Consider the following 22,684-nt stretch of genomic DNA (forward strand, 5'->3'; position numbering starts at 1 on the left):
ATGGACCCGCAGGGCCGCGAACACCTCTGCCGGCGAGGCTCCTGGGCGCGATGGCCCCATCGGTCAGGCGTGCGGCCGGGCCGAAACGCGACACGGGCATCCGAGAGGCGCCGACGCGGGAGGAAAGGGATGCGCGGGGCCCGCCGGTGACTGAGAGGCACGTGTTCGGACGGCGGAACAGAAGGCACGCACAGCGCCCATGCGTTCAGCGGCGCGAAGAGGTCCCCGGACACAGCGCGCTGCTCACCCTGAGCAGGTCGACATGGCGCCGGGCCACCAGCGGTGCGAGGGCCCCGGCGTGGTGCGGCATGCGGTCGTCGCGCTCGCGGAAGGGTCGCGCCTGCACGCCGGTCACCTCACAGCTCTGGGGTCGGTCAGCGGCTCAGGAGTCGCTGCTGATGCGTGTGATCTCACTTCACGTTAACCGTTCGACCACGTATGAACAATGCCGTGCCGTCGGCCGTGGCCGGGCGGACCCCGATCGGCGCGTCGTGCCCGACGGGCTCCGCCCACCGGCCCAAAGCGTCCTTCTCACACCGGTGTTCGAGCTGGTACGTTGCGTGGCGTCGTCCTCGGGGCGATGCCACGTGTTCGAGAGGACCTCGCCACTCATGCCGCACCAGCCGACTGCCGCCGGGGCCACGCCCCCGAGCCGGGCTGCCGGCACGCGCTACACCGGTTTCTTCCGCCCCCGCTTCGCGGCCCGCCGGCACATCGATCTGCACCGCGTCTCCAGCGCCGTCTGTCAGGCCTGACGTCGTCACTGCCTGACCCGCCCGCATCACGGCCGGACCTGCTGCTTCCACACTCCCCCTTGTCTTCTCAGGTCGCCGTCGTGCCGGGCATCCTCCCCCTCGTCCTGGAGACGCCCATGTCCGGACCACGCCCCCAGCACCGCCGCGCGCGCCCCCTCGATACCGACGTCCTCGCATCGGGCGTCGGACCGGCCCGTCTCCAGTCACCGCGAGGCAATCTCGCCGCGGCTCCGCGGGACCGTGCGGACCTGCCCTCGACCGCCCTCAGGACCGAGGCCGCACCCCCGCGCGACGGCACCGTTCGGTGGGTCGCCACCGACTGGGACCACCCCGACGCGCTGGCGCTGCGCCGCCGGATGGATGCCGAACTGCGGCCCCGTTACGCGCCGTTCGACGCCGAGCGTGCGGGTCGGCGGGCCGGGCCGCCGAACGCCCGTGAGATCGCGGTGACCTGGCTGGCCTACGAGGGGGCCGGACCGCTGGCGACGGCCTCCCTGAGGCTGCTCCACCGCAGCGACGGCGCGGACCTCTACGAGGTCAAACGCGTCTACGTGCACGACGAGCACCGTGGGCGTGGCCTGGCCAGGGCGGCGCTCGACGCCGTGGAGACCAGTGCCCGGGCGCTCGGCGTCGCCCGGCTCTTCCTGCAGACCGGCAAGCTGCAGCCGGAGGCCATAGGGCTCTACGAACGGCAGGGATGGCGCCGGATCCCCTGCTACCCGCCCTACGACACCGACCCGTTCGGTGTCTGCTACGGCAAGCGCCTGTGAAACGTCCGGCCGGCGAATCCTTGCCCTGGGAAAGCACGGAAGAAGCCGGCTCGGGCCGGACCGCGAACATCCACACGAAGGAGCGAACATGACCGCCCAAGTCGTCGATCACGCGGATTTCGTCCGGGAATGGGAGCAGTGGCACCGTGAACACGAGGAGGTGCTCGCCGGGCCTCACGGCTTTCTCGCCATCACGAGTCTGCGCTGGCTGGGCGCCGAACCCGAGCGCTTCGAGGACGCCCCGGGAGCGTGGTCGAGCACAGTCGGCGGAGTGGTGGTCGAACTGGCGGAGGGCGAGGAACTCACGGTCGACGGCGTGGCGGTCCACGGACGGTACGACTTCGGCGTCATCGGCGAGCGGGACAGTGTGTATCCCGGCTTCGGCGACGCGGTGATCGAGGTCGCCAAGCGCGGCGGACACGACATCCTGCGTCCCCGCCACCCCGGGAGCGTGCTCCGCACCGCCTTCACCCGGACTCCTGCGTACGCCCCCGACCCCCGATGGCTCCGCACCGGCCGCTTCGTGCCCTTCGGCCTCCCGCGGGCGGTGACGGTCGGCGCGGCGGTCGAGGGACTGGAGCACGTCTACGACTCCCCCGGCCAGGTCGAGTTCGAGCTGGACGGGACGGTCCACCGGCTCACGGCGTTCAACGGCACACGCCCCGGGAGCCTGATGGCACTGTTCACGGACGCGACCTCCGGGGTGACCACGTACGCCGCGAACCGTGCCCTGCAGATCGCGCCCCCCGACGCCGAGGGCAGGGTCAGCCTCGACTTCAACCGCGCGGCGAACCTGCCCTGCGCCTACACGGACCTGGCGACCTGCCCGCTGCCCCCGGCCGAGAACCGGCTGCCGGTCGCGATCGAAGCAGGGGAGAAGATCCCCCTGGAGCGCGGCGGACAACCCTGACCACGTACGGCATCGGCCGGCGGGGAGTAGTGCTTCCCGGCCGGACTCCGCAAAAAAGGGTCAGGGGCCGTGCCAGATTGCTCTGACACGGCCCCTGACCTGCAACTCTCTCGAGTCGGGACGACAGGATTTGAACCTGCGACCCCTTGACCCCCAGTCAAGTGCGCTACCAAGCTGCGCTACGTCCCGATGCGCTTCCCCCCGGTCTTCCCGGGCGGCGGCGCAGGACAAACATTACCTCACTCCGAGGACCGGATCGACGCCCGTACCTGCTGGGCGCGGCTCGCCAGCCCTTCCGCGCCGCAGGCCGTGGCCAGCTTCTGGGCCAGGGCCACCTCCCGATGGGAGCGGATCGCCGTGCCGTACTCGAAGCGCGCCAGAGCGTGCTCGTAGGCGGACGAGGAGGCCTCGAGGTGGCGTACGGACTCGGCAAGCAGGTGGGCCGCCTCCTCCGCGGGCCCGAAGACGGCTACGCAGCGCAGGGCCTCGCCGATCGCCGTGTCGGTACCGAAGCGTTCCGCGTGGACACGCGTCCGGGTGGCCAGATGGGCGGCCCGGGCCGGGTCGGTGTCGGCGAGCGCGCGGGCGAGGTCCCCGGCCCACGGCGCCCAGACGCCGTTGAACCGGCCTCGCGGTTCCAGCGCCGCGCCTGCCGACTCCAGCTCCGCCACTGCCTCCTCCGTGCGCCCCTCGGCCAGCAGCAGTCGCCCGCGTACGCACGGGGCGTCCGGCAGGACCATGGCGCTGGGGTACGGCGGGCCGAAGTCGTACCGGTCGGCGACCAGCCGGGCCTCCGCGGTCCGGCCGCGGGCGAGCAGGGTGTCGACGAGGAGGCAGGTGGCGTCCCAGTGGACGGGCAGCCCGCTGCCGGCCCGGTCGGCGAGGCGCAGCCCTTCGCGCAGGAAGCCCTCGGCCTCGGCGAGACGGCCGCGCCTGCGGTGCGTGAGGCCCAGGAGGGTGTGCGCGAAAGCGAGGTGCGCGCCGCTCCAGCCGGAGATCTCGAAGGCACGCACGGCCTCGCCGAAGAGTGCTTCGGCCCGGTCGAGCTGGTCCGTGAACGCGTAGGTGATGCCGACCATCGCGGGGAGTTCGAAGCCCCATTCCGAGTCGGTCCAGCCCAGGCCGCGCGCGGGCCGCCCGTCGACGAGTGCGCGTTCACAGAAGTCCACGACGAGTTGGGCGTTCTCGCCACGGAGCATGGCGTCGAAGGCCCTCAGGGTGAGCAGGGCGCGCTCGGCGTTGTCGCGGCCCTTGAGGTGGTCCGCGTTGCGGGCGAGGCGGGCAGACCGTCCGGGCCCGTCGTCCTCGGTGGCCTGCATGCCCTCCCACAGGAAGTGGGCGGCCTGGAGACGCATCAAGCCGGGTCCGGGAGCGGTCCGGGACGCCTCGGCCGCCAGCGAGAGCGCCGCGTCCTTGAGCTGGTTGTTGTGGGACAGAGCGGAGGCCAGCCGGAAGGTGGCGTCGATGCGGAGTGTCTCGTCGAGGCCAGGTGTGTCGAGTGCCGCGCGCAGGTGCTGCACCGTGGTGGCCGGTGAGGAGAGCAGTGTGGCGCACCCCAGTTCGTACAGCAGCACCGCCCGGTCGCGGGGACGCGGCGGCGCGTCCAGGGCACGGTCCAGGCAGCGTCTGGCGGCTTCGGGTGCGCCGACCGCGAGGTGTTGCCGTGCGGCCTCCCGGAGCTGCGCGACCAGCTCCTGATCGTCGTCCGGATGGACTTCGAGCAGATGGCGGGAGGCCGCCGCGGCTCCGAGTCCGGCCTGGGTGATCGCCCACGCCGCCCGTCCGTGCATGGCGGTGCGGGTCGCCGGCGGGATGGAGCGGTACACGGCGGTGGCGATGAGCGGATGGACGAATTCCAGCGGGTCGAAGCCGCTGACGATGCGGGCGTCCCGCAGCCGCGCCGTACAGTCGGCGGCCTCCGCCGAGCTCATACCGGCGAGCGTCGCGGCGAGTTCCTGGGAGATCTCGGTACCGAGCACGGCCGCCGCCCAGGCGAAGCGGTTGGCGTTCGTACCCAGGCGTTCGAGGCGGGCGACGAGCCCGCTGCCCCGCGCCGACGCACCGAGTTCACGCAGAAGTCCTGCGGATTCCTCGACCGGCGGCAGTTCGCGGTCCTGCGCCTTGGCGACGAGTTCGACCGCTTCGTACGGATTGCCTCCGGTGACTGCCCAGACCTCGCGGCAGAAGGGGTCGTCCGCGTGCTCCCCCAGGCCGGCGCGCACCAGGTCGGCCGTGGCCTCGGGGGTGAGCGCGCGCAGCGCCACCCGGATCAGGGCGGGGTGGCCCGCCGTGCCGCCGCTGTCGGGCGTTCTCGCGACGGCCCAGTCGGCGTCGCGGTCGGCGAGTTCCTGAGGGCGGTGCGCCTGGACGACGAGTACGGGCAGTTCGGACAGCCGAGCGGTGAAGCCGGCGAGCCAGGCGAGGGACTCGCCGTCCGCCCAGTGCGCGTCGTCCACTATGAGGAGCAGCGGCCGGTGACTGAGGCGGGAAGCGAGCCGGGACACGACGTAGTCGAGGCCGTCCCTGACGCCCTGGGGGTCGGGCTGCGGGCCGCTGGGATCCGCCAGGCCCAGAGCGGGCGCGGCGATCTCGAACCAGTCCCCGAACAGGGCGCGGGTCTCGTCGGCGGGGAACTGGTCCAGTGCGGGCTGGAGGAGTTGGCGTACGACGTGGAACGGCACCGAGGTGACCGTCTCGCCGCCACGTGCGGACCAGACGGTGCAGCGGTCGGCGGCCATGGCCTGGATCTCGCCGAGCAGCGCGGTCTTGCCGATGCCGGCTTCGCCGCTGAAGACCAGCAGCCCGCCGGCTGCTTGCCCGCCGCAGAGGGCGTCCAACGCCTGTGCGGCGGCGGCGAGTTCATGATCGCGCTCGTACAACGGCCGGGACGGCTTCATGCCTCCCCTTCCCAGGGTGGTTGCGGAGAGCCCCGAGCCTATCCGCGCGCGGGTGCCCGCGGACAGGGTTCCCGTGGTTCTCCGCAGGTGCGAGGCACAATCGGAGGGTGGACGAATCTCGCAGGGACCGCGACGAGGAAGGGCGGGCGCGCAACGCGCGCCCCCGGGACGGGCTGGGGCGCCCCCTGCCGTACGGGACTCCGGGGGTGGAGCGGCAGCCCGAGGGTGTGGTGCGTTCCCCCGACGAGACGGTGCGCGAGGCCCAGCGGCTGCTGGACGCGGGCATGCCCTTCCATGCCCACGAGGTGTTCGAGGACGCCTGGAAGTCGGGGCCGGACGCGGAGCGCGAACTGTGGCGCGGCCTCGCGCAGATGGCCGTCGGGCTGACCCATGCCGCTCGCGGCAACGCGGCGGGCGGGGCGCGCCTGTTGAGGCGGGGCGCCACCGCCGCCGAGGGGTTCCGGGCGTCGGATCCGCACGGGATCGGCGTGGAGGGGCTGATCGGCTGGGCGCGGGAGCTGGCGGGCCGGGTGGACCCCTCCGGGCCGGAGGGTACCGAGGGGCACAGCGGGCGTGCGGAAGGAGACGCCGCGGGCGCTCCTGTCGTGGACGCGGCTTCGGAGGCACCCCGGTTGCGGCGGGGGGACCGGGCCGGGGGCTGAGCACATGAGTGCGATAGGTTTTGCTCCTTCTTGACGGTGTGTTGATCACACTCGCCATGTTCATGCTCCATTCTTCGACCACTTGTTCAGGAGACGGACGCCCCGATGACCGACATCATCAACGGCCTCGGCCGTGCCACCGCATACGGGGCCCTCGGCGTCGTACTGCTCGTTCTCGGCATATTCCTCATCGACGCCCTGACGCCGGGCAAGCTCGGCCGCCAGATATGGGAGGAGCGCAACCGCAACGCGGCGATGCTCCTGAGCTCGGCGATGCTGGGTATCGGCGGCATCGTGTTCACGTCGATCTGGACGACCTACGAGGACTTCACCAAGGGCCTCGTCTCGACGGCGGCGTTCGGCCTGCTCGGTCTGATCATGATGGCCGTGGCCTTCCTCGTCGTGGACCTGGTCACGCCCGGAAAGCTGGGGGCCACGCTGGTGGAGCGGGAGCCGCATCCGGCGGTCTGGGTGACGGCTGCCTGCAACCTGGCGGTGTCCGCCATCGTGTCGGCCTCCATCGCCTGATCATCCGGTGATCCCACGGTCCGGCGGCCAGCGCGGTGCGCAGCCACTACGATCCGGCGTCATGAGCACTTCTGACCAGGATCAGGACCAGGACCAACAACAGGGCCCGGAGCAGGACGAGGAGCGGGGCGAGAGCCCTGCGGCGATACCCGGGACCGCCGCACCGGAGCGGAGACTCACGCCCCGTCAGGCGCGGCGGCTGCGGATCGTCCTCTCCTCGGTGGGCATGGCGGCGATGGCCGTGGTCCTGGCGCTGCGGATAGCGAGCCGTTCCTCGGTCCTGGTCGTCGGGGTCTACGGGCTCGCGCTCATCCTGTGCGGTGTGGTGATCGAGCTCAGCCGGAACGGCCGCACCCGGCTCGGCAGCTGGCTGCTGGGCGCCGGACTGGTGGCGGCCGTCTCCGCGGACTGGCTGCTCATTCCCTGAGGCGGCCGCGCCCCCGCGTCACAGCGCGCTGATCCGTACGGACGTGCCGTGCGGATCGACCCGGTCGACCCAGTCGGCCGCGAGGTGGAGCGGCCTGCCGGGGACTGCGGGCAACAGCGACCGCTGCCGGTGGAGTTCGCGCCCGTCCTGCGAGACGACGAGCAGGGGCCGGGGCAGCCGCCGCGCGGTGCGCAGTACGAACCGGTCATCCGGCGGGCGCGCCCCGTCCGGCCCCGTCACGTTCGGGGCGATCCACCTCAGGGGGGCGTCGACGACGAGGCGCCGTCCGTGTCCCGCGGGTTCGTCGGTGCCGGCCAGGCGGTGCAGTACGGGCACCGCCACGGCTCGGCCCTCCTGAGCCGCGAACCCCGCGCGTTCGGCGGCGTGCAGCAGGTTCCCGGCTGCGAAGACGCCCGGCCGCGAGGTGCGGTAGGCGGCGTCGTAGGCGGGTCCGCGGGTGCCGGGATCGAGGAGGATCTCCCCGCGCCTGGCCAGTTCGTGTTCAGGGACGAAGTCGCCGGTCAGGACGACGGTGTCGCAGTGCAGCGTGGTCGTACGGCCGTCGTCGTGGCGCAGCGCCACCCCGGACAGCCGGCTCCGGCCCGTGAGCGCCGTGACGGTGGCGCCGGTGAGCAACGGGGTGCGCCGGCTCCGAGGGCGGACCGGGGAGTCCGGCTGGTCCGTGACCATGGCCACGACGTGGACCCCGGCGGCCCGCAGGGTGGCGGCGGCCGCGTGGCCGACCGGCTCGTTGCCGACGACGACCGCCCTCGTGCCGATCCGCTGCCCGTACCGGTGGACGGCCTGCTGGAGTTCGCCGGTGGTGTAGACGCCCGGTGGCCGGGTGCCGGGGATGAGACGGGCGCTGCGTGGCCGTTCGCGGGCGCCGGTGGCGAGGACGACGGCCCGGGCGGTGATCCGTTCGAGTCCGGCGGGTCCGGTGGTCTCCACGGCGTGGGGCCCCGCCCAGCCGGTGACGGTGACGCCGGTGCGCAGGGCCGCGCCCGCGGCGAGAGCCGCTCTCACGCTCCGCCGGGCGTATTCGGGCCCGCTCGTCCCTGCCGGTGCGTACTCGGATCCGGTCGCCGACGCCCAGGCGTACGCGGTCCGGTCGAGGCGTCCGCCGAATCCGCCGTGGTGGCAGTGGCGGGGCATCCCGCCCGCCTCCTGGTCGCGTTCCAGGATCTCCACCCGCTCCACGCCCGCAGCGGCGAGTTCGGCTCCGGCCGCGAGGCCCGCAGGGCCCGCGCCGACGATCAGGACGTCGACTTCGCGTGCGTTCCGGGTCATGGTCGCGCCTCCTCGAACAGGGCGCGGACGGCGGCGCCGCAGTGGAATCCCTGGCACCGGCCGCCACGGGCACGGGTGCGGCGCCGCAAGCCGTCCAAGGAGTGCGGCGGGATCGTCGCTGACAGCGCGTCCCGGATCTCTCCGAGCGTGACCTGTTCACAGTGACACACGAGAGTGCCGTACGCCGGATCCTCGGCCACGAGGCCTGGACTCAGGCAGGGCCGGGGAAAGGCCTCTCCGAGGTTGGGCATCGTCAGGAGCGGGAGAGCGCGTGGCCCGGCGATTTCCAGGCCGGTGGCGGCGAGCAGCCCCGTGACGTGGCGGCCGATCGCCATGGAGGCGGTGAGACCGGTGGAGCGGATGCCGCCCACGGCGACGTAGCGCAGCTCCGGGTATTCCTGGATGCGGTAGTCCTCCTGCCCGGTGGCGGCGCGCAGGCCCGCGTAGACGGCGGTGACCTCCTCGTCGGCGAGCGCGGGCACGATGCGGCGGCCCTTCTCACGCAGCAGGCGCATGCCCTCGGCGGTGGACCCGGTGGCGGTCTTGTCGTCGAGTTCCTCGGCGGTGGGACCGAGGAGGACGTTGCCGAAGACGGTCGGTGCGACCAGGACACCCTTGCCCTCCGGGCCGGGGACGGGCAGGAGGATGTGACCGACGAGTCCGCGGGCGAGCTTGTCGAAGACCATCAGCTGGCCTCGGCGCGGGGTCACCGTGAACACCTCGTTCCCGAGGAGCCGGTCGATCTCGTCGGCGTACAGTCCGGCCGCGTTGACCAGGTACCGGGTGCGCAGCGGGCCTCGCGACGTGGTGAGCGTATGGCCCTCGGTGTCGCTGTCGACGCCCCGCACCCGGCAGTTCAGGTGCAGGTGGACGCCTGCCCGGACGGCCTGGGTGGCGAAGGCGAGCGGGGTGGTCCAGGGACAGATGATGCTCTCGTCCGGAACCTCCAGGGCGCCGAGCGCGCCGGGTCCCAGGTGGGGCTCACGGGCGCGCAGTTCGCCGGCGTCGATGACGCGGGACGCGTGGTAGCCGTTGCGAGCGGCCTTGTCCCGCAGCCGGGGCAGTGCGGCGAGCTGGTCCTCGTCCCAGGCCACGAGGAGGGCACCGACCCGCTCGACCGGGATTCCGGTCTCGGCGGCGTAGGCGGCGAGGAGTTCCCGCCCCTCTCGTACGAGGCGCGCCTCCAGCGAGCCGGGTACGGCGTCGAAGCCCGTGTGCAGGATGGCGGTGTTCGCCTTCGACGTGCCGTCGCCGATGTCGTCGGCGGCGTCGACCAGGGCGGTGCGCAGGTCGTAGCGGGCCAGTTCGCGGGCGATGGCCGAGCCCACGACGCCCGCTCCGACGACGGTGACGTCGTACGCGCAATCCGCGTCCGTCCCCGGGAGCAGGGGGCCGGTTGTGGTCAGGGTGACGGTCATGCGCGCTCCAGCAGGGTGTCCACCGCGGCACGGAAGTCCGCGAGGCGCTCCGACGCCTCCTCGGGGGCGATCCGGGGTTCGTAGACGGCAAAGGGCCGCCACTCCGGTGTCGCCCGGTCCGGCGGCAGCCGCGGGTCGAGCCCGAGCCTTGCCACCACGCCGGCACCGAGCGCGGTCACGTCGGGCAGCGCGGAGACTTCGACCGGTCGTTGCAGCAGGTCCGCCTGGGTCTGCATGAGCAGGGAGGAGCGGGTCAGGCCGCCGTCGACCCGCAGCACGGTCAGCGGGTCGCCCAGGTCGGACTCCACGGCGTCGGCCAGGGCGACGACCTGTGCGGCGATGCCCTCGCACAGGGCGCGGACCAGGTGGCCCGCGCTGGTGTCGAGCCCCAGGCCGGTGAGGGAGCCGCGCAGGTCGCTGCGCCACCAGGGGGCGGCGAGACCGGCGAGCGCGGGGACGAACGTGACTCCGCCGGTGTCCCGGACGGAGGCGCCCACCGCGTCGAGGTCCGCGGCTCCTGAGATCACCCCGAGGTCGGTGAGCCAGCGCACGGCCGAGGCAGCCGTGAGGACCTGGCCGTCGAGGCAGTAGTCCGTCCGGCCGCCGAGACGCCAGGCGACGCAGCTGACCAGACCTGTGGAGCCGGTGCTGGGCCGGCCGCCGGTCTGGGCGAGGAGGAACGCCCCGGTGCCGTACGTGCATTTCGCCTGGCCGGGTTCCAGGGCGCCCTGGGCCAGCAGGGCGGCCTGCTGGTCGACGAGGAGGCCAGTCAGAGGGACGTCTGCGCCGAAGGCGGTGGTGGTGCCGACCGGTCCCGCGCAGTCGACGACGGCGGGCAGTCGCTCGTCGGACAGACCGAAGATCTCCAGGGCCTCGGGCGCCCAGCCGACCTCGTGGAGCCCGAGCAGCTGGGTGCGTCCCGCGGTGGCGGCATCGGTGACGAAAGCTCCGGTCAGCTGGTGGACGAGCCAGGAGTCGCTGGTGGTGACGACCCCTTCGCGGGTCAGCTCGCGGCGGATCCACGCCATCTTGGGAGCGGCGAAGTACGGATCGAGCGGCAGCCCGGTGAGCCGCTTCAGCTCGTCCCCGCGTTCGGCGAGGTCCCCACAGATGCCTTCCGCACGCCGGTCCTGCCAGACGACGGCGTCGGTGAGCGGCCGGCCGGTCGCGGGGTCCCAGGCGAGCACCGTCTCGCCCTGGTTGGCCAGGCCGACGGCCGCCACGGGTTCGGCGGCGTCCGCCACCGCCTGGCCTCCGGCGTCGAGGACCGACCCGATCAGCTCGCCGGGATCGGCCTCCACCAGGCCTCCGGGACCGTAGCGGGGACGCACGGGCGCTGAACCGGAACCGATCACCCCCCGCTCGGGGCAGATCACCAGCGCCTTGGTTCCGGACGTCCCCTGGTCGATGGCGAGTACCGGTCCTGTCAAGCGACGCTCCAGCCGTGCGGACCGCCCGGACCCGGGCGGAATCGTGATCATCTGGTCCCTGCGCCCACAGTCGTGCAGACCACGCCCTGCGTCAACCCCGTCCAGAACATCCCGTCCTCAGCCCTCTGCGGAGATCAACGTCCGGTTCAGGGCGCCTACTTGAGTAAGATCCGCGGAGTCACCGGAAGGCGGGCGCCCGGCGCTCTACACTCACCGCCGAGTGGACAACCGGACGATGACCACCGGCAGTTCATGACCGAACGACCCAGCCCCCCACGTTCTCTGAGGATTCATGACGAGAAAAATCTGCGCCGTGCCGCTGTGCCCGGCTCACCGCCCCGCCCTCACCGCGCGTTCAGGGGCAGGGCACGTACATGGCTACCGGTGACTTCCGGCCGGTCTACCACCCCGCGGGGCACGACCACGATCTGCGGGTGGCGTTACAGGACCTGCGTACCGGCCGTTGGCTCGCCATGCGGAATCTGCTGGAGAGCACACCGGACTGGGCGCTGTGGACACAGCGCACCCAGGTCCTCGCAGCCGTGGCGGCGGGCAGCGACACGGTGCACGCCTGGCTCGCCGAGGAACCGCGGAGCGTGGCGGCGGCGGTGATGCACGCCCGGGTGACCGTGGAACGGGCCGTACGCGCGCACCGGGAGAAGCGCCCGAGCGCCCAGGAGCTGTGGCAGGAGGCGTGGGAGGGGTGCCGCTCCGCCGCGCACGCTTCGCCCGCCGACCCGGTGCCCTGGGTCTGTCTCCTCGCCCTGTCCCAGCTCGACGAGGGACAGCGCCTGGAGGAGCACCGGCTGCTGCCGCCCGGCCCGATGCTGTTCCCGGGGCCGTGGGGGCTGCTGGCGGAGGCGGACAAGCGCGATCCGTTCAATCGCGAGGCCTACCACCGGATGCTGCAGTTCGTCTACGCGAGGCAGGAGAGCGGCACGCTCTCGGAGGCGGTCAACTTCGTCCAGTGGGCCGCTTCCTCCGCTCCGGAGGGCTCCCCGCTCCATGTCCTGCCGCTGTACGTCCGGGTGGAGCGCTACCGCCGCGAGAACGGCAACGAGCGTGCGCTGGACCTGCACTGGGTCACCGAGGACGGCGAGCGCGACGCCCGGCGCGCCCTGCGCGTCTGGTTCGCCGCTTCCGACCCGGCCGCCCGGTCACTGCTCGATCTCAACCACCTGGCCCACGCCCTGTGGGGTTCGCTCCGGTTCACCGACGCAGCGCCGGTGTTCCGGGCGATGGGCCCGTACTACACATCACTCCCCTGGGCGCACCGCACCCGGACCCCGCGGGATCCGGCAGGAGCCGAGGACGTGTTCCTCCGGGCCCGCAGCCGCTGTCTGGCCGCCGAGCAGGAGCCCGGGAGGGCCCCGCACGGCTGACCGGCGGCCGCCGCCGAGCGGGAGGGAGCCGCACACCTGACCTCCCGGCCCCGCCCCCACGCACCTTTCCGTCCCCCCGTCGCCCACCCGGAGGTCATCTCCATGTCCATATCCGCCTCGACCCCGTCGAGCACGGAGCCCACGCCGCACAAGGACGAGGAACAGCGGCTGCGCGAGCTCGGCTACCAGCCGGTGCTGGCCCGTCGTATGAACGGCTTCGGGAACTTCGCGATCAGCTTCTCCGTGATCTCGATCCTCTCCGGCTGCATGACGCTGTACGGCTTCGGCATGTCCACCGGCGGCCCGGCCGTGATGCTCTGGGGCTGGGCCGGTGTCGGCCTGTTCGTGCTCTGCGTGGGCATGGCCCTCGCCGAGGTGACCAGCGCGTATCCGACCTCCGGGGCGCTCTACTACATGGCCGACCGGCTCGGCGGCCGCAAGTGGGGCTGGTACACCGGGTGGCTCAACCTGCTCGGTCTGCTCGGCGCGATCGCCGGCATCGACTACGGCGCGGCCCTGTTCACGGGCGCCCTGCTCAACCTGCAGTGGGGGTTCGATCCCACCCCCGGCTCCACCATGGTCATCTTCCTCTGCATCCTGCTGCTGCACGCCGTACTGAACCTCTTCGGAGTGCGCCTGGTCAGCGTGCTCAACTCCATCAGCGTCTGGTGGCATCTGGCAGGTGTCGCCGTGATCGTGACGGTGCTGGCGATCGTGCCCTCGAACCACCAGTCGCCGTCGTTCGTCTTCACCGAGTTCGTCAACGGCACGGGCTGGGAGAACCCGATCTACGTGGCGGCGATCGGTCTGCTCCTGGCGCAGTACACCTTCTGCGGCTACGACGCCTCCGTCCACCTGTCCGAGGAGACCTCGAACGCCTCGGTGACGGCGGCGAAGGGCATCGTCCGCGCCATCTGGGTCTCCTGGATCGCGGGTTTCGTCCTGCTGGCCGGACTGACCTTCGCCATCCAGGACTACGCCGGCACCCAGAACAGTGCCACCGGGGTCCCGCCAGCCCAGATCCTGATCGACGCGCTGGGCACGTCGGGTGCCACCGCCATGCTGCTGATCGTCATCGCGGCTCAGCTGTTCTGCGGCAACGCCGAGGTCGCGGCCGCGAGCCGGATGGTCTTCGCCTTCAGCCGTGACAACGCGCTTCCGGGCTCCGCGCTGTGGCGCAAGGTGAGCTCCCGTACCCAGACGCCGGTGCCCGCCGTGTGGCTCTCGGTCGCCGTCGCCGCACTGCTGGCGGTGCCGTCGCTGTACTCCGCGACCGCCTACGGAGCGGTCACGGCGATCAACGTCATCGGGATCACCCCGGCCTACGCCATCCCGATCTACCTGAAGCTGCGCGCCGGTGACCGCTTCCAGCGCGGCCCGTGGCACCTCGGCCGCTGGTCGAAGCCGATCGGCTGGATCGCGGTGGTGTGGGTCGCCATCGTGAGCGTGCTGTTCCTGCTGCCGCAGTCCTCGCCCGTCACCATCGACTCGATGAACTACGCGTCGATCGCCCTGGTAGCCGTTCTGGTCCTGGCCACGGTGTGGTGGTTCGTCGCGCGCCGTTCGTACAGCACTCCGGCCGCGTACGGGAACGCCCGCGAGCAGGCGGAGATCGCCGAGGGCATCGTCTGACCGTCCTCCCCCGGGCGGTCTTCAGCGCACCAGCAGCTGGAGGCCGCCCAGGACGGTCGCCCCGATCACGATCCGGTCGAAGAGCTTCTGGTTGATCCGGCCGACGCAGGCACGGCCGAGGTACGCACCGGGGATGACGAACAGCACGAGGGCCGCGTCCAGCAGGAGCGACCGCGCGTCGATGAGGCCGAGCCCCACACTGAAGGGCACCTTCGAGGTGTTGACGATCAGGAAGAACCACGCGGACGTTCCGAGGAAGCCAAGCTTCCGGAAGCCCGCCGACAGCAGGTAGAGCGACATCACGGGGCCGCCCGCGTTGGCGACCATGGTGGTGAAACCGCCGAGCACCCCGTACGAGCGCGCCTTGAGGCGCCCGCCGCGCGTCGGGCCGTCCTCGTCATCCTGTTCCGGCGCCGGCTCGGGGCGGGCACGCCGGCGCCAGATGGTGACGCCCGCCATGAAGAGCAGGATCGCGCCGATGGAGGTGCGTACGGCGGCGTCGTCGGCCCACAGCATGAAGACGGTGCCCGCGACCACGCCCACGGCGACGGCGGGAAAGAGCTTCAGCAGGGTCGGCCAGTGGGCGTGCCGGCGGTAGACCAGCACGGCGAGGATGTCGCCCGCGATCAGGATCGGGAGCAGCACGCCGGTCGATTCGCGGGCCGGGAGTACGGCCGCGAAGACCGCGAGGCTGATCGTGTTGGCACCGCTGACCGCCGTCTTCGAGAAGCCGACGAGGGTGGATGCCGCCGCGAGCGCGGCCAGTTGCCAGAGTGTGATCGTGTCCATTCCGGATCAGATGTTAGACACATCTTCCCTTCGGCGGATCATCGTTCCCTTCTGTGACCGCCGGTGGCGCCGGTCCCTCGCTATGCTGCGATCGCTCACGGAAACGTTCAAACGAACATCGCACAGCGGTAGGCAAGGGGGCCAGCATGCGGGAGCCGGTTGAGCTGAGGCGCAAGCGCATTCTCGCGGTGGTGCACGCACGCGGCGCCGTCAAGGTGAGTTCGCTCGCCGACGAGCTGGACGTCTCCGCGGTGACGCTCCGGCGGGACGTGGAAGAGCTGGCCAGGGCGGGGATGCTGCGGCGGGGGCACGGGGTGGTACGGCCGGTGGGGGAGGCCACACGCACGACCGGGGTGCCGGCCGCCCGGAACGACGAACCGGCCGGGGACGGGGCCGCGATAGCCCTGGTCGTCCCGGAGCGGCATTCGTATCTCTACGAGACCCTGCACGGCGCGAGGACCGCCCTCGAGGAGGCGGGTATGCGGATCACCCTGCACATCGCCCCGCAGGCGGCCGGGGCCGAACGGCCGCAGGTGGAGCGGGCCCTGGCCGCCGGCGTGAGAGGCCTGCTGATCGCGCCCCGGTGGCGCAGCGCCGCCGGCGAGGAGGCGGACTACGGCTGGCTCGCCGAGGTGGAGGTGCCGACGGTCCTGATGGAGCGGCGTCCCCGCCCGGGCAGCGTGCTGCATGCCATGGACACGGTGTGTTCCGACCATTGGTACGGGATACATCTGGCCGTGGACCACCTGATCTCGCTCGGCCACCGCCGGCTCGTCCTGGCCGCCAGGAACGACAGCCCCACGGCGCGTTCCATCAGGGCCGCGTTCACGGAGATCGCCACCGCCCGGCCCGAGGTGGAGGACTGGTCGGTGGTGCTCAGCTCCCCGAACGCGGGCCCCGGGGAGCCCGGGACACAGGAGGAGGTCCCGGATCTCACGGCGCTGGTGCGGGAGCGCGGTGTGACCGGCGCGGTGCTGCACGGCGACGAGGACGCCCTGATGCTGGTCCAGCGCCTGACGGAGAGCGGGATCCGGGTGCCGCGGGACTGCTCCGTGGTGGCTTACGACGATGTCGTCGCGGCCCTGGGCAGCACCGCCCTCACCGCCGTCGCACCGCCCAGGGCCGAGATCGGGCGGGCGGCGGCCGAGCTCCTCCTGCACCGGCTGGCCCACCCGGCGGGCGCCACCGGCCCGGTGCGACGGGTGGAGCTGCTCCCCTGCCTCGAAGTGCGCGGATCGACCCACGAGTTGCCCGGCCCGGCCAACTGATCGTTTGAACACTTCAAGCTTCTTTTGATCGATCTATTGACCACTATCGATCAGCCGATCAGTATTCCCCGTGTCTCGAATCAGGAGCCGCGGGAGGCGCACATGCCTGGTCGACAGAGCCGTCGATCCGTGCTCGCCACGATCGCCGCACTTCCTCTGACAGGCGCGCTCAGCGCCTGCGGAGGTGGTGGCGGAGACACACGATCGGGCGGTACGAGCAGTACCGGCAGGACAGTGAGCAGCAGGACCGGCAGGAAGACGCGGATCACCTTCTGGTCCGCCCTGCGGGGCAGTCAGGAGGTCGTGGACGCGTTCAACCGGAGCCACGACTCCATCGAGGTCGATTACCAGCAGGTCCCCTCCGGGGCCCAGGGCGGTTACGCCAAGCTCAGCAGCGCGGCTCGGGCCGGCAACGCACCGGACGTCGCCACGATCGAATATCCCCAGGTCCCCGGCTTCGCCATCGACGGGGTCTGCCGCGACATCACGGACCTGGTGGGCGAGGGGCTGCGCGCGAAACTGCTGCCGCAGGCGCTGGGACTGACCACCTTCGAGAAGAGCGTCTTCAGCGTTCCGCTCGACATAGAACCCATGGTGCTGCACTACCGCACCGACCTCTTCGAGCGGTACGGGCTGACCGTTCCCCGTACCTGGGAGGACTTCGAGGAGACGGCGAGGACCGTACGGCGCAAGAGCGGTGACCGCCGGATGGCACTCTTCCCGACGGACGGCGACACCCATCTCGCCGCGTTCGCGTGGCAGGCGGGGGCCCAGTGGTTCGACACGGCCGGCGGGGCCTGGAACGTCTCGCTCGCCGACGCGCCCACCCGCCGTGTGGCCGCCTTCTGGCAGCGGCTGACCGACCAGGACCTGGTCTTCATGAACGCGGTGGAGAGCCGGCACGCCGATGTACAGATCGGCAACGGCCTGGTGGTCAGCCGGCTCAGCGGGGCGTGGGACGCCGGCGCACAGATGAAGGCACGGCCGAAGCAGAAGGGCATGTGGGCACTCGCTCCGCTCCCCCAGTGGGAGCCGGCCGACCCCGGCGTCGGGACCCACGGCGGCTCGACCTTCGCGGTCACCAGCAGCAGCGCGCACCCGGAGGCCGCGATGGAGTTCATCGAGTGGCAGGTCTCGCACCCGGACGCCCTCCGTGCCCGGCTCTCCAGCGGCGCCAGCAGCCAGTACCCCGCCGCGCCCGGGCTCGTCGAGGTGGGCCGCAAGGCCTTCGACCGTGCCTACTACGGCGGCCAGGACATCTACACCCTCTTCGAGCAGGAGGCCCACAAGATCCGCCCGGGCTGGGTCTGGGGCCCCCGGATGACGGCGACCGGCAGGATCATGAAGGACGGCCTGGCGCGGGCGAGCGGCGGACAGGGATCCATCCTCGGAGCGGTCCGGGCGGCCCAGGAGGGCACGATGCCCGATCTCAGGGCTCTTGGACTCTCCACCACCCGGCACTCCACCTGACCGCGGTCCGCATCCCGTTCCCAGCAGCAGAGAGGCAGGTGACACCCATGACCAGCACCACCCCCGTCTCCGTGGCGGCGGACGCCACCGCTCGGCCCTCACCGAAGAGTCCGGCCGCCGCCGCGCCGCCCCCCGCGGCTCGCAGGTCCGCCAGACGTCGTGAACTCGGCGCCTGCGGCGTCCTGATGACACCGTTCTTCGTCCTTCTGGTGACCGTCTTCCTGATCCCGGTCGCCACCGCCGTCTATCTGAGTTTCTTCAGCGACGACCAGCCCGGGCTCGGCTTCGGCCCCGAGCGGACGGTCTTCGCCGGGCTCCGCAACTACACCGCCGTACTGGCAGACCCCACCTTCCTCGCCGGTCTCGGCGTCGTCGCCCTGTACTGCCTGGTCTACATCCCGCTGATGGTGACCGGCGCCCTCGTACTGGCGCTGCTGCTCGACTCCGGCGTGGTACGCCTCAAGGGCACCGTCCAGCTCGCCCTGTTCCTGCCGCACGCCGTGCCGGGCATCATCGCGGCCCTGATCTGGCTGTATCTGTACACACCCGGCATCAGTCCGGTGATCGACCTGCTCGGCAGGGCCGACATCACCATCGACTTCCTCGGGGTGCACACGGTGCTCCCGTCCATCGTGAACATCGCACTGTGGAGCAACCTCGGCTACAACATGGTCGTGTTCTACGCCGCCCTGCAGGCGGTCCCCCGTGAGGTGCTCGAGGCGTCGGTCGTCGACGGCGCGGGCCCCGTCCGCACGGCCCTCCAGATCAAAGCCCCGCTGGTGCGCTCGTCGATCGTGATGGTCGCGATGTTCACCCTCATCTTCGCGCTCCAGCTCTTCACCGAGCCGATGCTGCTCAGTCAGTCGACTCCCATGATCAACTCACGCTTCTCCCCCAGCATGTACATCTACGACGCCGCCTTCACCCGCAACAACTACGGTCTGGCGGCCGCCGCCTCGGTCGTCCTGCTGCTGTGCACGATCGCCCTGTCCTACGGCGTCACCCGGTGGACCAACCGCGCCGACGCCGCCGAGGAGGCCGCCCGATGAGCGCGTCGACCGTATCCCGCACCGCCTCGCCCCTCCGCCCCCGGCTCCTCGGACGCTCCGTCGTCAACCTGGTGGTCCTCGTCTCGGTGCTGTACACGCTGCTGCCGGTGCTGTGGCTGGTGCTCGCCTCGACGAAGGACAGGGACGCCCTGTTCAGCAGCGACATCCTGTCGCTGAGCGGCTTCTCCTTCGTCCAGAACATGAAGGACCTCTTCGCCATGGACGGCGGGCTGTTCGGCCGCTGGTACGGCAACAGCCTGCTGTACGCGGTGCTCGGCGCGGCGCTCGGCGCGCTGATCAGCATCGCGTGCGGCTACGCCTTCGACAAGTACCGCTTCGCCCACAAGGAGAAGCTGTTCGGCCTGGTGCTGGCCGCCGTCATGGTGCCGCAGACGGTGCTCGCCCTGCCGCTCTACCTGATGGCCTCCGGCACGGGGCTCGTGAACACCTTCTGGGCGGTCTTCATCCCCGTCCTGTTCAATCCGTTCGGGGTCTACCTCGGCCGGATCTTCAGCCAGGGGTACGTGCCCGACGAGGTGCTCGAGGCCGCACGGATGGACGGCGCGGGCGAACTGGCCGCCTACTTCAGGGTGGCGCTCCGCATGCTGGGGCCCGGGCTGGTCACCATCTTCCTCTTCCAGCTCACAGCCATCTGGAACAACTTCTTCCTGCCCATGGTGATGCTCTCCGACCAGGACCTGTATCCGGTCAGCCTCGGCCTGTACTCCTGGAACAGCGCCGCCTCCGTATCACCCGAGTACTACCCCGTCGTCATCATGGGCTCGCTGCTCGCGGTGCTGCCCCTGATCCTCGCCTTCGCCCTGCTCCAGCGTTTCTGGCGGTCCGGACTGACGGCGGGCGCCGTCAAGTAGCCGTGCTGCCCCGCCCGGACCATCGCACAGGAGAACCATGCCCAGCACTCCCCCCGCACACCGCCGGCCGCGCGCCGCGCTCGCCATGGGAGCGGACGCCGCAGCAGCGGTGCTCTCCCCCGACTCCCTGGCGGCGCTGGCCGAGGTGTGCGCCCTCGCCCCCGTGCCCGCGATCGACGACTTCACGACCGAAGCGGCGCAGGCCGTGCTCGCGGACACGGAGGTCCTGGTCACCGGCTGGGGCTGCCCGCCGATCCACGCGGGCGTCCTGGCCGCGGCGCCCGCGCTGCGGGCCGTCGTGCACACGGCGGGCACGGTACGCGGCCATGTCACCGACGCCTGCTGGGACCGGGGCATCGAGGTGTCGTCGGCCGCGGCGGCCAACGCGCTGCCCGTGGCGGAGTACACCCTCGCGATGATCCTGCTGTCCGGCAAACGGGTCCTGGAGCGGGCCCGGGACTTCCGGGCCACCCGTCTGCGCGACGCCTGGCTCGCCACACCGCCCGACGTGGGCAACTACCGCCGCACGGTGGGCATTCTGTCCGCCTCTCTGATCGGCCGGCGGGTGATCGAGCTGCTGCGGCCCTATGACCTGCGGGTGCTGCTCCACGATCCGTACGTCACGGACGAGGAGGCCGCCGGGCTCGGGGTCCACCCCGTCACCCTGGCCGGACTCTTCGCCGGGAGCGACGTGGTCAGCGTCCATACCCCGCTGCTTCCCGCGACCACGGGGCTGGTCAGCCGCGGGCTCCTCGCCTCGATGCGGCCGGACGCGGTCCTGATCAACACCTCCCGGGGCGCGGTCGTCGACCAGGACGCCCTCACCGACGTACTGCGGGCGGAGCGGATCCGGGCGGTGCTCGACGTGACCGACCCGGATCCGCTGCCGGCCGACCACCCGCTGTGGGACTGCCCGAACGCCACGATCACCCCCCATCTAGCAGGATCCCAGGGCAACGAGCTGCGGCGGCTGGCCGATCTGGCGGTCGGCGAGGTCGCCCGCTGGGCCGCGGGCGACGGCTTCGCCCATCCCGTACGACGCGAAAGGCTGGCGTTTCTCGCATGACCTCCACTCCCTTTCAACTCCCCTCCGAGGACCGCGGGTCGAGCCCGTACACGGGCTACACCCGGAGCCACTGGGAAGCGGCGGCGGACGGCCTGCTGGGCGCCGCCTGGAGGTGGGCCACCCCCGGCCGGGCCCTCCTCGACCTGCCGGGCCGGCCCTCCCGCTCCGGAGTCCGCTCCGACGGCCTGGAGGGCTATGCCCGTACGTTCCTCACCGCCGCGTTCCGGGTCGCGGGCTCGGACGGCAAGGACCCGCACAACTGGCTGGAGCGGTACGCCGACGGGCTCACCGCCGGTACGCGCACGGCCGGGCGGGACGACGCAGAGTCCTGGCCGCTGATCCTGGACCACACCGTGTTCGGCCAGCCGATGGTGGAGTCGGCGTCGGTGGCGATCGGGCTGCGGCTGACCCGCCCCTGGCTGTGGGACCGGCTGGACGCCGCCACGCAGGACCGGGCGGAGGAATGGCTGCGCGGCGCCCTGCGGCACACGCCCGCACCCAACAACTGGTACCTCTTCCCCTTCTCCGTCGCCGGATTCCTGGAGTCGGTCGGCCGGGGCGACGGAGAGACGGGCCGCGCCCGGCAGCGGGCGCTCGACCTGCTCGAGGGCTGGTACCGCGGCGAGGGCTGGTACGCCGACGGGGACGGGCGCGCCTTCGACCACTACAACGGCTGGGCGCTGCATCTGTACCCCGTGCTGGACGCGTACCTGTCGGGCGACGCGGAACTGTCCGCACACTACGGCGCGCGGCTGAGCGAGCACCTGGAGAGCTTCTCGCTGATGTTCGGTGCGGACGGCGCTCCGCTGCACTTCGGGCGCTCCCTCACCTACCGCTTCGCGGCGGGCGCGGCCGTCGGGATGGGCGCGGTGTCCGGGCACACCCCGCTGACGCCGGGCGTCTCGCGCCGGCTGATCAGCGGCTCGCTGCGGTACTTCCTGGAGCGCGGTTCGGCCGGGGACGACGGCTTGCTGAGTCTGGGCTGGCACGGCCCGCACGACGCGACGCTGCAGGTGTACTCCGGCCCGTCCTCCCCGTACTGGGCGTCGAAGGCCTTCGTGGCCCTGCTCGCCCCGGCGGAGCACCCGTTGTGGACGGCGGAGGAGGAGGCCGCCCCGAGCGAGGGACCGGACCGGGTGCTGTCACTGCCGTCTCCCGGACTGCTGGTGCAGTCGACCCGGGCGGACGGCATCGTGCGGCTGCACAACCACGGCAGCGACCATGTCCGGCCGCACGAGGGCGAGACGGCCGACCTGTCGGACCCGCTCTACGCCCGCCTCGCGTACTCGACGGCCACCGGCCCCACCGCGTCCGCGAACACCGCGGACAACCATCTGTCGGTACGGGTCGCCGGCTCCCGTAGCAGCCGGGTCCGTATCCACCCGCTGGGCGCGGGGCACGGCGAGGGCTGGGGCTGGGCCGCGTCCTGGCACTGCCCGGTCTTCCCCGAGGGCCCGCCGACCGCCCCTGGCCTGCGGGTGGAGAGTGTGACGGTCGTCCGGGGGCGGTACGAACTACGGGTGCACCGGATCGTGGGCGCCCCCGCCGGGACGCGGGCCGAACAGACGGGCTGGGCGACGGATCCGGAGGGCTCGGCCCGTTCCGCGGTGCACGGGCTGCACGGCTGGGCCGAGCAGGAGCAGGTACGGGCTCCGCAGGGCACCGCTTTCACGCGGTGGGCGGTGCTGCCCCGGCTCGCCGCGGACGTGGAGGGGACCGAGGTGCTGGCGGCACTGGCCTCGCTGACCGCCGATCCGGACGCCGGTCCTCTCGCCTCGGCGGTGAGCGGGGTGGACGTGAACGGGGAGACGGTCGCGGTGCGCTGGGCCGACGACGGTACGACGACCCGGGTCGGCTTCGCGCCGCTGGAGGTCACTCACGGGCCCTGAAGTCCGCCACGACCGGGAACGGACGGCCTCCGAAACGTGCGGGTCACGCTTCGGAGGCCGTGTCGTGCACGGTCGGTGCGGGACGCCGGGAGGACCCGCGTGGTGCCGGCCCGGCAGGCGATGAAGGCAGGGGTCGCGCTCGCACCGTGCCTGGTGGAGACGGTCCCGCTCCTCGCCGAC

General features: G+C 72.0%; 20 protein-coding genes and 1 tRNA gene. 14 read left to right on the plus strand and 7 right to left on the minus strand.

What is annotated here, in order from left to right; translation table 11 throughout:
* Positions 1-205: 205 nt before the first annotated feature.
* Positions 206-346 (minus strand): putative leader peptide, encoded by a 141-nt coding sequence (locus OO67_RS38650; protein ID WP_157841706.1) that lies wholly within the window; start codon positions 344-346, stop codon positions 206-208.
* Positions 347-611: 265 nt separating this feature from the next.
* Here OO67_RS38650 and OO67_RS38655 point away from each other — a divergent pair, with 265 nt between their 5' ends.
* The 3 genes from OO67_RS38655 (at position 612) to OO67_RS21135 (ending at position 2,435) form a co-directional block, all read left to right on the plus strand.
* A complete protein-coding gene (locus OO67_RS38655; RefSeq protein WP_157841707.1) occupies positions 612-755 on the plus strand; it encodes a putative leader peptide in 144 nt (47 codons plus the stop codon).
* A 59-nt stretch (positions 756-814) separates the two neighbouring features.
* Entirely contained in the window at positions 815-1,525 is a 711-nt protein-coding gene (locus OO67_RS39965) for a GNAT family N-acetyltransferase (RefSeq protein WP_244300276.1), read from the plus strand.
* 88 nt (positions 1,526-1,613) lie between these two features.
* Complete coding sequence (locus OO67_RS21135; RefSeq protein ID WP_033302617.1) at positions 1,614-2,435, plus strand: DUF1684 domain-containing protein; 822 nt, start codon at positions 1,614-1,616, stop codon at positions 2,433-2,435.
* Between the two features lie 115 nt (positions 2,436-2,550).
* Here the strand turns inward: OO67_RS21135 and OO67_RS21140 are convergent.
* A tRNA-Pro gene (locus OO67_RS21140) sits at positions 2,551-2,624 on the minus strand.
* Positions 2,625-2,674: 50 nt separating this feature from the next.
* Positions 2,675-5,332: an ATP-binding protein gene (locus OO67_RS21145; RefSeq protein WP_033302618.1), complete on the minus strand. Its 2,658-nt coding sequence runs from the start codon at positions 5,330-5,332 to the stop codon at positions 2,675-2,677.
* A gap of 107 nt (positions 5,333-5,439) precedes the next feature.
* Between OO67_RS21145 and OO67_RS21150 the strand changes: the two genes are divergently transcribed.
* The 3 genes from OO67_RS21150 to OO67_RS21160 all read left to right on the plus strand — a co-directional run bounded on the left by OO67_RS21150 (position 5,440) and on the right by OO67_RS21160 (position 6,949).
* On the plus strand, positions 5,440-5,994 hold the full coding sequence (locus OO67_RS21150) for a DUF309 domain-containing protein (protein WP_033302619.1): 555 nt from the start codon (positions 5,440-5,442) through the stop codon (positions 5,992-5,994).
* A 105-nt stretch (positions 5,995-6,099) separates the two neighbouring features.
* Positions 6,100-6,522 carry a DUF350 domain-containing protein gene (locus OO67_RS21155; protein WP_033302620.1) on the plus strand — a complete coding sequence of 141 codons (423 nt, stop codon included), beginning with the start codon at positions 6,100-6,102 and terminating at the stop codon, positions 6,520-6,522.
* A 61-nt stretch (positions 6,523-6,583) separates the two neighbouring features.
* Positions 6,584-6,949 carry a hypothetical protein gene (locus OO67_RS21160; RefSeq protein ID WP_033302621.1) on the plus strand — a complete coding sequence of 122 codons (366 nt, stop codon included), beginning with the start codon at positions 6,584-6,586 and terminating at the stop codon, positions 6,947-6,949.
* 18 nt (positions 6,950-6,967) lie between these two features.
* On the opposite strand, the gene OO67_RS21165 is transcribed toward OO67_RS21160, so the two are convergent.
* Genes OO67_RS21165 through OO67_RS21175 form a run of 3 tightly spaced genes read right to left on the minus strand, consistent with a single transcriptional unit; the run spans position 6,968 to position 11,087 of the window.
* Entirely contained in the window at positions 6,968-8,239 is a 1,272-nt protein-coding gene (locus OO67_RS21165; RefSeq protein WP_033302622.1) for an FAD-dependent oxidoreductase, read from the minus strand.
* A complete protein-coding gene (locus OO67_RS21170; protein ID WP_033302623.1) occupies positions 8,236-9,657 on the minus strand; it encodes an FAD-dependent oxidoreductase in 1,422 nt (473 codons plus the stop codon). The genes OO67_RS21165 and OO67_RS21170 overlap by 4 nt, the downstream gene beginning before the upstream one ends.
* Positions 9,654-11,087, minus strand: coding sequence for an FGGY family carbohydrate kinase (locus tag OO67_RS21175; protein ID WP_033302624.1), 1,434 nt, complete (start codon positions 11,085-11,087; stop codon positions 9,654-9,656). Before OO67_RS21175 ends, OO67_RS21170 begins: the two co-directional genes overlap by 4 nt.
* Positions 11,088-11,461: 374 nt before the next feature.
* On the opposite strand from OO67_RS21175, the gene OO67_RS21180 reads away from it, so the two are divergent.
* On the plus strand, positions 11,462-12,469 hold the full coding sequence (locus tag OO67_RS21180) for a hypothetical protein (RefSeq protein ID WP_033302625.1): 1,008 nt from the start codon (positions 11,462-11,464) through the stop codon (positions 12,467-12,469).
* 102 nt (positions 12,470-12,571) lie between these two features.
* Positions 12,572-14,101, plus strand: coding sequence for an amino acid permease (locus tag OO67_RS21185; protein ID WP_033302626.1), 1,530 nt, complete (start codon positions 12,572-12,574; stop codon positions 14,099-14,101).
* 21 nt (positions 14,102-14,122) lie between these two features.
* Here OO67_RS21185 and OO67_RS21190 read toward each other — a convergent pair whose 3' ends face one another.
* The gene (locus OO67_RS21190) at positions 14,123-14,890 is read right to left on the minus strand and encodes a sulfite exporter TauE/SafE family protein (protein ID WP_033302627.1); all 768 of its coding nucleotides are present in this window, start codon (positions 14,888-14,890) and stop codon (positions 14,123-14,125) included.
* Positions 14,891-15,036: 146 nt separating this feature from the next.
* On the opposite strand from OO67_RS21190, the gene OO67_RS21195 reads away from it, so the two are divergent.
* From OO67_RS21195 to OO67_RS21220, 6 genes are all read left to right on the plus strand, one after another.
* On the plus strand, positions 15,037-16,158 hold the full coding sequence (locus OO67_RS21195; RefSeq protein ID WP_033302628.1) for a substrate-binding domain-containing protein: 1,122 nt from the start codon (positions 15,037-15,039) through the stop codon (positions 16,156-16,158).
* A 102-nt stretch (positions 16,159-16,260) separates the two neighbouring features.
* Positions 16,261-17,628, plus strand: a complete 1,368-nt coding sequence (locus tag OO67_RS21200; protein WP_033302629.1) for an ABC transporter substrate-binding protein — start codon at positions 16,261-16,263, stop codon at positions 17,626-17,628.
* A 47-nt stretch (positions 17,629-17,675) separates the two neighbouring features.
* Positions 17,676-18,677: a carbohydrate ABC transporter permease gene (locus tag OO67_RS21205; protein WP_033302630.1), complete on the plus strand. Its 1,002-nt coding sequence runs from the start codon at positions 17,676-17,678 to the stop codon at positions 18,675-18,677.
* Positions 18,674-19,549, plus strand: a complete 876-nt coding sequence (locus OO67_RS21210; RefSeq protein WP_033302631.1) for a carbohydrate ABC transporter permease — start codon at positions 18,674-18,676, stop codon at positions 19,547-19,549. The genes OO67_RS21205 and OO67_RS21210 overlap by 4 nt, the downstream gene beginning before the upstream one ends.
* Before the next feature lie 37 nt (positions 19,550-19,586).
* Complete coding sequence (locus tag OO67_RS21215) at positions 19,587-20,615, plus strand: hydroxyacid dehydrogenase (RefSeq protein WP_033302632.1); 1,029 nt, start codon at positions 19,587-19,589, stop codon at positions 20,613-20,615.
* Positions 20,612-22,504, plus strand: a complete 1,893-nt coding sequence (locus OO67_RS21220; RefSeq protein WP_033302633.1) for a DUF2264 domain-containing protein — start codon at positions 20,612-20,614, stop codon at positions 22,502-22,504. The genes OO67_RS21215 and OO67_RS21220 overlap by 4 nt, the downstream gene beginning before the upstream one ends.
* Positions 22,505-22,684 lie beyond the last annotated feature (180 nt).

Origin of the sequence: Streptomyces atroolivaceus (genome assembly GCF_000717025.1) — a bacterium.
GTDB lineage: Bacteria > Actinomycetota > Actinomycetes > Streptomycetales > Streptomycetaceae > Streptomyces > Streptomyces atroolivaceus.